General features: G+C 72.2%; 9 protein-coding genes and 1 pseudogene. 6 read left to right on the top strand and 4 right to left on the bottom strand.

Translation table 11 applies throughout. From position 1 onward, the window contains the following. The 3 genes and pseudogenes from ACWGJ5_RS37595 to ACWGJ5_RS37585 form a co-directional block, all read left to right on the top strand. Nucleotides 1-143, top strand: a pseudogene (locus tag ACWGJ5_RS37595) (sugar ABC transporter ATP-binding protein); the annotation flags it as partial. Nucleotides 144-145: 2 nt separating this feature from the next. After that, nucleotides 146-1,054: a sugar phosphate isomerase/epimerase family protein gene (locus tag ACWGJ5_RS37590; RefSeq protein WP_453314112.1), complete on the top strand. Its 909-nt coding sequence runs from the start codon at nucleotides 146-148 to the stop codon at nucleotides 1,052-1,054. A gap of 130 nt (nucleotides 1,055-1,184) precedes the next feature. Continuing rightward, the gene (locus ACWGJ5_RS37585; RefSeq protein WP_453314111.1) at nucleotides 1,185-1,379 is read left to right on the top strand and encodes a hypothetical protein; all 195 of its coding nucleotides are present in this window, start codon (nucleotides 1,185-1,187) and stop codon (nucleotides 1,377-1,379) included. Between the two features lie 535 nt (nucleotides 1,380-1,914). Here the strand turns inward: ACWGJ5_RS37585 and ACWGJ5_RS37580 are convergent. From ACWGJ5_RS37580 to ACWGJ5_RS37570, 3 genes are read right to left on the bottom strand one after another with little or no spacing between them, the layout of a single operon-like run. Beyond that, nucleotides 1,915-2,919, bottom strand: coding sequence for a Gfo/Idh/MocA family protein (locus ACWGJ5_RS37580; protein ID WP_453314110.1), 1,005 nt, complete (start codon nucleotides 2,917-2,919; stop codon nucleotides 1,915-1,917). Nucleotides 2,920-2,954: 35 nt separating this feature from the next. Further along, complete coding sequence (locus ACWGJ5_RS37575; protein WP_453314109.1) at nucleotides 2,955-3,743, bottom strand: SDR family oxidoreductase; 789 nt, start codon at nucleotides 3,741-3,743, stop codon at nucleotides 2,955-2,957. Nucleotides 3,744-3,756: 13 nt separating this feature from the next. Then, nucleotides 3,757-4,923 (bottom strand): phytanoyl-CoA dioxygenase family protein, encoded by a 1,167-nt coding sequence (locus ACWGJ5_RS37570; protein ID WP_453314108.1) that lies wholly within the window; start codon nucleotides 4,921-4,923, stop codon nucleotides 3,757-3,759. A 193-nt stretch (nucleotides 4,924-5,116) separates the two neighbouring features. Between ACWGJ5_RS37570 and ACWGJ5_RS37565 the strand changes: the two genes are divergently transcribed. Then, complete coding sequence (locus ACWGJ5_RS37565; RefSeq protein ID WP_453314107.1) at nucleotides 5,117-6,148, top strand: LacI family DNA-binding transcriptional regulator; 1,032 nt, start codon at nucleotides 5,117-5,119, stop codon at nucleotides 6,146-6,148. A 14-nt stretch (nucleotides 6,149-6,162) separates the two neighbouring features. Then, nucleotides 6,163-6,768 (top strand): poly-gamma-glutamate hydrolase family protein, encoded by a 606-nt coding sequence (locus ACWGJ5_RS37560; protein WP_453314106.1) that lies wholly within the window; start codon nucleotides 6,163-6,165, stop codon nucleotides 6,766-6,768. Here ACWGJ5_RS37560 and ACWGJ5_RS37555 read toward each other — a convergent pair. Beyond that, entirely contained in the window at nucleotides 6,758-7,102 is a 345-nt protein-coding gene (locus tag ACWGJ5_RS37555) for a cupin domain-containing protein (RefSeq protein WP_453314105.1), read from the bottom strand. The two genes, ACWGJ5_RS37560 and ACWGJ5_RS37555, sit on opposite strands and share 11 nt — an antisense overlap. Before the next feature lie 129 nt (nucleotides 7,103-7,231). Between ACWGJ5_RS37555 and ACWGJ5_RS37550 the strand changes: the two genes are divergently transcribed. Then, a complete protein-coding gene (locus tag ACWGJ5_RS37550) occupies nucleotides 7,232-7,747 on the top strand; it encodes a hypothetical protein (protein ID WP_453314104.1) in 516 nt (171 codons plus the stop codon). The last annotated feature ends 7 nt before the right edge of the window (nucleotides 7,748-7,754 follow it).

Raw genomic sequence — 7,754 nt, 5'->3', positions numbered from 1 at the left:
TGACCAACCACATGGCCGGCGGCGCCGAACTCGCAGCCCTCAAGCACGAACTGGCCCAGGTACGCGGCGTCGACACCGACGAACTCCCCGAGGAGAGCGACCTCACCGCACCCGTCGCGCCTTCCCCGGAAGGAACCCCCTGACCATGGCCGACCCCACCCCGCTGGACCGGATCCGGGTCGGCTCGGCCCCCGACTCCTGGGGCGTCTGGTTCCCCGACGACCCGCGGCAGGTGCCCTGGGGACGCTTCCTGGACGAGGTGGCCGAGGCCGGCTACGAGTGGATCGAACTCGGCCCCTACGGCTACCTCCCCACCGACCCGGCCCGGCTCAGGGACGAGGTGGCCGGGCGGAACCTGAAGGTCTCCGCCGGCACGGTCTTCACCGGCATGCACCGCGGCCCGTCCGTCTGGGCGGAGACCTGGGCCCATGTCAGCCAGGTCGCCGCGCTCACCCAGGCGACGGGCGCGCGGCACCTGGTGGTCATCCCCTCCTTCTGGCGGGACGACAAGACCGCCGAGATCCTGGAACCCCCGGAGCTGACCGCCGAGCAGTGGGCGCACCTGACCAAGGGCATGGAACGGCTCGGCCACGAGGTCAAGGAGACGTACGGCCTGGACATCGTGGTCCACCCGCACGCCGACACCCACATCGACACAGAGGACCACGTCGAGCGCTTCCTGGACTCGACCGACACCGACCTGGTCAACCTCTGCCTGGACACCGGGCACTACGCCTACTGCGGCGGGGACAGCGTCAAGCTCATCGAGACCTACGGCGAGCGCATCGGCTATCTGCACCTCAAGCAGGTCGACCCGGACGTCCTCGCCGAGGTGATCGCCGACGAGGTGCCGTTCGGACCGGCGGTGCAGCGCGGAGTGATGTGCGAACCGCCTTCCGGCGTCCCCGAACTGGGGCCCGTCCTGGAGGCGGCGCAGGGGCTGGGCGTGGAGCTGTTCGCGATCGTCGAGCAGGACATGTATCCCTGCGAGCCGGACAAGCCCCTGCCGATCGCGGTACGGACCCGGCGGTTCCTGCGGTCCTGCGGCGCGTGAAGTTCCGGCGTGCCCCCGGTTGTTCCTGCGCAACCACGACGGATTCGGATCCGACGTGGCCGGGAACCAGCCGGGGGCACGCGGCGTTGTCGGTGAAGACGGGGGACGCCCGCCAAGACGGGAGGACGAGATGACGCAGCGCAGGGAACCCCGCGGGGGCGCACAGGACACCACCGAGGCAGCGGTCCTCCGCCGCTCCCGCTTCGGCTCGCTGCCGGAGCGGATACGCCTGGAGGACACGGTGGAGACCCGGCCGGCCACCACACCGGACCCCGCCCGGGACACGTACAACCCGGACGAGTGGCTGATCCGCTACTGCGGCTGACTCCGACCTGGGAGGCCGCCTTCGGCAAGCGAGGTCCGGGGCGGCATCCCCTCGGCCAGGGTGCCGCAGGGAGTCCGCACAGGGGGGACGCGATGGCGCCGCAGACGGGTTCGGGCAGTGCACAGCCGAAGGTGATGAATCCGCTGTGGATCATCTCCCTGTTTCTGACCGTGGCCGAACTCGCTGTGGGCGCAGCGACCACCCAGACGCGGGGTTGGCTGCAGGGGTTGAACTCCTCCCGCACCCGCGGGATCGAGAACATGGAAGCCTCGATCCGGCTGACCATGGAGGAAGCGATCCCGAAGATCGTGGATGAGGAACTGGGCGAGCGGCTCCTCACGACGCGGAGACCATGCGGCGCTACACGGAGGTGGGTTCCTCGTGGGCGCGGCGGACCGGGGCCGGACTCTCCGATCAGCGGCCCCTCGCCGAGGCCGGCATACGGCCCGGGGCGAGTCTGGTGGCGGCCCGTCTCAGCTGAGAGACCGCCACCCGGCCTGTGCGGCCGGTACGACTCGCCCTGCCGGGTGTCACGTCAGCCGGTACGGACCTCCGCGAGCGTCACCGGCCGGTGCTCCTGGAGGGAGAGGGTGCAGGCCTCGGCGATCCAGCCTGCCTCCAGGGCGTCCTCGACGGTGCAGGGGGAGGGGCGGGTGCCGGCCACGACCTCGGTGAACGCGGTGAGTTCGGCACGGTAGGCGTCGGTGAAGCGGTCCATGAAGAAGTCGTGCGGGGTGCCGGAGGGGAAGGTCACGCCGGGTTCGACCGAGCGCAGCGGGAGCTTGTCGTCCAGGCCGACGGCGATGGAGTCGGCGAAGCCGTGGAGCTCCATGCGTACGTCGTAACCCCGGGCGTTGTGGCGGGAGTTGGAGACCACTGCGATGGTGCCGTCGTCCAGGGTGAGGATCGCGCCGGTGGTGTCCGCGTCGCCCGCCGCCTTGATGTATTCGGCGCCCCGGTTGCCCCCGACCGCGTACACCTCGGTCACCTCGCGGCCCGTCACCCAGCGGATGATGTCGAAGTCGTGCACGGAACAGTCCCGGAAAATGCCACCGGAGGCGGCGATGTACGCGGCCGGCGGCGGCGCCGGGTCCAGCGTCGTGGAGCGGACCGTGTGCAGCTTGCCCAGCTCGCCCGCCCGTACGGCGGTTCGCGCGGCGGTGAAGCCCGCGTCGAAGCGGCGGTTGTAGCCGATCTGGATCGGCACGTCGCTGTCGCGCACGGCCTTCAGCACCTCGACGCCCTCCGCCATGGTGCGGGCGACCGGCTTCTCGCAGAAGACGGGGACGCCGGCCTCGACGCCGGCCCGGATCAGCGCCGGGTGGGCGTCGGTGGCCGCCGCGACGACCAGGCCGTCCACCCCGGCCGCGAGCAGCGCCTCCGGCGAGTCCGCGACCTCGGCGCCGAACCGCTCGGCGGCGGCCTTGGCGGCGTCCGCGAACGGGTCGGCGACGACGAGCGACTCGACGGCGTCCAGGCCGGACAGGGTCTCGGCGTGGAAGGCGCCGATGCGGCCGAGGCCGAGGATTCCGATACGCATGGTGCTCCTTGTGTGCGAATGTTCCGTCAGGGAGGTCAGTCGAGTGCGCCGAGAACGTTCTGGTCCCAGTCGATCACCGACCCCGTGACCACCCCCGACCGGTCGGACAGCAGAAAGACCACGAAGTCGGCGATCTCGTCCGGTTGGCCCAGCCTGCCCATCGGCAGCTTCGCCGCGGCCTGCTCGCGCCAGTCGTCGCCGGCGCCGTGGAAGGCGCGCTGGGTGGCGTCCTCGCCCTCCGTCGCGGTCCAGCCGATGTTCAGGCCGTTGATCCGGATCCGGTCCCAGCGGTGGGCGTGCGCGGCGTTGCGGGTCAGGCCCGCAAGGCCCGCTTTGGCGGCGACGTACGGCGCCAGGAAGGGCTGGCCGCCGTGCGCCGACGAGGTGATGATGTTGACGATCGTGCCCGGCGCCCTGCGGGCCACCATGTCGGCGACCGCCGCCTGCATCGCGAAGAACGGCCCCTTGAGGTTGATCGCGATGTGCGCGTCGAACAGCTCCGGGGTCGTGTCCAGCAGCGTGCCCCGGGAGGTCAGCCCGGCGGAGTTCACCAGGCAGTCGATGCGGCCGTGGGCGGCCACCACCTCGGCGACCGCGGCCCTGGCCTGCTCGGCGTCCGCCAGATCGGCGCGCACGAACATCGCCTCGGCCCCGGCCGAGGCCAGCTCGGCGGCCAGCGCCTCACCCGGCCGGGTACGGCGGCCGGTGACCGCCACGACGGCGCCCTCCCGGGCGGCCGCCCGCGCGATCGCGGCACCGACCCCCTGGCTGCCCCCGTTGACCAGGACGACCTTTCCCCGGAGAAGTCCGTCGAGAAGTCCCATGAGTCGGCCTTCCTCAGCTCTCTCGTCGTTCGCCGGCGGCCCGCAGCTCCGCCCTGAGCCGCTGCGGGGTCCACCGCCCGCGCACCGCCCGCCGCAGCACATCCGCCTGCGCCGGCGGGGCCAGACCGTCGACCGGCGGATCGCTGTCGAGGTTGGTCGGGAAGGGATAGCCCTCGGCGCTCGCCGCGATCACGTTCTCCAGCCACTCCTCGCCGGCACCCTCGGCCGCCCGCCGCAGCAGCACCGGGAACACCGCGTTCGCCACCGCCTCCCGGTCCACCGTCTCCATCGCGCGCCCGAAGGCGGAGGACACCTGGAGCAGATTGGCCGTGCGCCGCACGTCCGCCGTGCGGTTGGTGCCGGCGGCGTGGAACAGCGCCGGGTTGAAGAAGGCCGCGTCGCCCTTGGCGAGCGGGAGTTGGACGTGGTGCGCCTCGAAGTACGCCTGGAACGCGGGGAGCCGCCAGGCCAGATACCCCGGCTCGTACCGCTGCGAGTACGGCAGGTACAGCGTCGGGCCCGAGTCCACGGGCATGTCGCAGTGGGCGACCGCGCCCTGGAGGGTGAGCACCGGGGAGAGCCGGTGCACATGAGCCGGATAGGCGGCCGCGGTCGCGTTGCTCAGGAAGCCGAGGTGGTAGTCCCGGTGCGCGGTCTGCCCCGCGCCGCCCGGGTTGACCACGTTGACCTGCGAGGTCACCTGGTAGCCGGGGCCCAGCCAGGCCGAGCAGACCAGGGCCAGGACGTCGTTCGCGTAGTAGTCGGCGAATGCCTCCGGGTCGTACAGGGCCGTCTTCTCCAGCGCGTTCCACACCCGGTCGTTGGCGCCCGGCTGCGCGAAGTGGTCGCCGGCGGTGGCTCCGGAGGCCCGCTGTTCGGCGATCAGCGCCTCGAACACAGCCGTGATCCGGTCGACGACCTCCGGATCGGGGCAGGCACCCTGGACGACGACGATGCCGGGGCCGTCGGCGAACGCCCGCACCAGCTCGGCCCGCAGCGCGTCCCGGTCCTCGATGGCGCGCAGTCGGTCACCCTCGTACACCAGGACGTTCCCCGTCACCGAGACGGCGTGCGGGTAGTCCGCGAGGCGGGTCGTCCGGTCGGTCAGGGCGCGGAAGGCGTCCAGGTCGCAGTCCTGCTCGGACAGCCAGGCACGTCCTGGCACGGAGGCGACGGACATCGGTGTCCTTTCGGTCATGGCCTTGCGGCTCGGTCACGGCCCTGCGGCCCGGGGCCGTCGACCACGGTCCTCGGGCACGACCCTCGATCACGGCTTTCGGTCACGGCGACGACGCAGCCCTGTCATTCTTGTCATGACAAACCCATCGAACAACCAGCAGCCAGCCATCAAAAACCCCTCAAGGAGCCGGCCCATGGGCCACCCGTTCCCGATCCGGGAGATCGCACGTCAGGCGGGTCTCAGCGAGGCCACGGTGGACCGTGTCCTCAACGGCAGGGGAGGAGTGCGCGAGAGCACCGCGCAGGAGGTGCACCGGGCCATCGCCGACCTCGACCGGCAGCGCACACAGGTCCGGCTGGTCGGTCGTACGTTCATGGTCGACATCGTGGTGCAGGCACCCGAGCGGTTCAGCACCGCCGTACGCGCCGCCCTGGAGGCCGAACTGCCGTCCCTGCACCCGGCCGTGGTCCGCTCACGCTTCCACTTCCGCGAGACCGGCCCGGCCGCCGAGCAGGTCAGGACGCTGGACCGGATCGCCCGGCGAGGCTCCCAGGGTGTGATCCTCAAGGCGCCCGACGTCCCCGAGGTCACCGCCGCCGTGGGCCGGCTCACCGCGGCCGGCATCCCGGTCGTCACCCTGGTCACCGACCTGCCCGCCAGCGGCCGGATCGGCTACGTCGGCAGCGACAACCGGGCCGCCGGCGCCACCGCCGCGTATCTGACGGGCCAGTGGCTCGGCGACCGGCCCGGCCATGTCCTCACCAGCCTGAGCAGCGGCTTCTTCCGCAACGAGGAGGAGCGCGAGATGGGGTTCCGCAGCGTGATGCGGGCCCGGCATCCCGAGCGCACCCTGGTGGAGATCGCCGAGGGACAGGGCCTGGACGCCACCCAGTACGACCTGGTCCGCGCCGCCCTGGAACGCGACCCGGAGATCCGGGCCGTGTACTCCATCGGCGGCGGCAACGACGCCACCCTGCGCGCCTTCGCCGACCTCGGCCGTGCCTGCGCGGTGTTCATCGCCCACGACCTCGACCACGACAACACCCGGCTGCTGCGCGAGCACAAGCTGTCCGCCGTGCTCCACCACGACCTGCGCCAGGACATGCGCGAGGCCTGCCACTTCGTGATGCGGGCGCACGGCGCGCTGCCCCCGGCCGGCCCGGCGCTGCCGTCCGCGATCCAGGTCGTCACGCCGTACAACATGCCCGCGCAGGCTGCCGAGTGAAGGGGGAAGACCCGGTGACCCGCACCGAGCACACGGAGATCGAGGGCACACCGCTGGTCGCGGCCCTCCTGCCGGGCAGCGAGATCGGGCTGCTGGCCCTGCACGGCAGCAACGAAGGGGGTACGGCCCAACTCGCGGACCTCGTGGCGCGCCGCTGCGGCGCCACCAGCCTCGTCTTCACCCAGCCGGGGGTGCGGCAGCCCGTGCACATCCCGTCCCCGCGCATGGCGGCCGGGCACTGCGCACTCCTGCGGGAGTTCCTGGACCGGGTCTCCCTCACGGTCTCCCTGCACGGCCACATGCGGCCCGAGGCAGGGAACACGATCTTCCTGGGCGGCGGCAACCGGGCTGCGGCCCGCGTCCTCGCCGAGGCGCTGGCCGCCGGGGCCCCGCAGTTCCCGGCCGTCACCGACCTGGCCGCCATCCCGGCCGACCTGCGCGGCGTGCATCCCGGGAACCCGGTCAACCTCACGCGCCTGGGCGGGGTCCAGGTGGAGCTGCCGCTCTTGGCCCGCACCAGCGGGGGAGCGGACATCCCGCCGGCGCCGGTGGCCGAGGCGCTGACCGCTGGGGTGAAAGCGCTGGGCGCGGCAGCGTCCCGTCGTGACGTCAGAGGTTGATCGCGTACGCCTTGCGCAGCGTCTCGTGCACGGTCCACGTCGTACGGTCACCCGCGCGCAGCACCGCCATGTCGCCCGGCCCCACCCTGAGCGTCGGCCCGTCCTCGACCTCGATCGTCGCCGAACCGCTGATCACGACGAACAGTTCGTCCGCCTCCGTGTCGGTGACCACGCCCGGCGTGATCTGCCAGATCCCGCGGATCTGCCGGCCGTCCGGGGACTCCCAGACCACCTTGCCGGTGACCTCCGGGGCGCCGGAGACGATCTGTTCCGGGTCGAGGGGCTCGGGTTCGAGGCCGGTGTCGGGGATGTGGAGCGCGAAGCTGTGCGTCATGCGGCGAGCCTAGCCAGCGCCGGGCCGCGCCGGAGTCGACAGTGTGTGGGGCATCAGGGCTGGTGGCAGGACACTTCGTCACTCCGTGCGGACTGGCGGGGCGGCGTGGCACGGGTGATCGTGGGGACCATGGCTGACTCCCCGGCGGTCGGCACGGCACCGCCCCGGCGGCACGACACACGCGAGGCCGTCCTGTTCGGCGGTGTGTACGGCGCCGTGCTCGCCAGCTCGATGGTGGCGGCGCTCACCCAGTACGGCCGTACGACCGCCGCCGGCCGCCGCTACGACGCCGTGTGGCTCCTGGTGACCGCTTTCGCCTCCGCCCTCGCGCACGGCTACGCCCACTACATCGCCGAACGCGCCCCGCACCGCCGTTGGGACGTGCTGCGCACGCTGCGGGACGAGTGGCCGCTGGTCACGGCCGTGCTGCCCACGGTCTTCCTGCTCGCGGGCGCGGGCTGGGGCTGGTGGTCGCCGAACGGCGTCCAATACCCGGCGTTCGCCCTCAACATCGTGATTCTCTTCGTCCTCGGCCTGATCACCGCCCGCTGGTCGGCCCGGAGTTGGCCCATGGCGGTCCTCATGGGCGCCGGGGACGCGTTGCTCGGGGTGATCGTGGTGGTGGCGAACGCGCTCATCAAGTAGGCGGTGC

It is taken from the genome of Streptomyces sp. NPDC054783, from assembly GCF_053611725.1.
Note: the sequence above shows the minus strand (reverse complement) of the source record. Positions and strands in the feature narration are given on the sequence as shown.

Excerpts from the sequence above, each read along its gene's own strand:
- ACWGJ5_RS37575 (WP_453314109.1), bottom strand. The coding sequence starts at position 3,743 with ATGGGACTTCTCGACGGACTTCTCCGGGGAAAGGTCGTCCTGGTCAAC.
- ACWGJ5_RS37555 (WP_453314105.1), bottom strand. The coding sequence starts at position 7,102 with ATGACGCACAGCTTCGCGCTCCACATCCCCGACACCGGCCTCGAACCC.
- ACWGJ5_RS37565 (WP_453314107.1), top strand. The coding sequence starts at position 5,117 with ATGGGCCACCCGTTCCCGATCCGGGAGATCGCACGTCAGGCGGGTCTC.
- ACWGJ5_RS37590 (WP_453314112.1), top strand. The coding sequence starts at position 146 with ATGGCCGACCCCACCCCGCTGGACCGGATCCGGGTCGGCTCGGCCCCC.
- ACWGJ5_RS37585 (WP_453314111.1), top strand. The coding sequence starts at position 1,185 with ATGACGCAGCGCAGGGAACCCCGCGGGGGCGCACAGGACACCACCGAG.
- ACWGJ5_RS37570 (WP_453314108.1), bottom strand. The coding sequence starts at position 4,923 with ATGTCCGTCGCCTCCGTGCCAGGACGTGCCTGGCTGTCCGAGCAGGAC.
- ACWGJ5_RS37580 (WP_453314110.1), bottom strand. The coding sequence starts at position 2,919 with ATGCGTATCGGAATCCTCGGCCTCGGCCGCATCGGCGCCTTCCACGCC.
- ACWGJ5_RS37550 (WP_453314104.1), top strand. The coding sequence starts at position 7,232 with ATGGCTGACTCCCCGGCGGTCGGCACGGCACCGCCCCGGCGGCACGAC.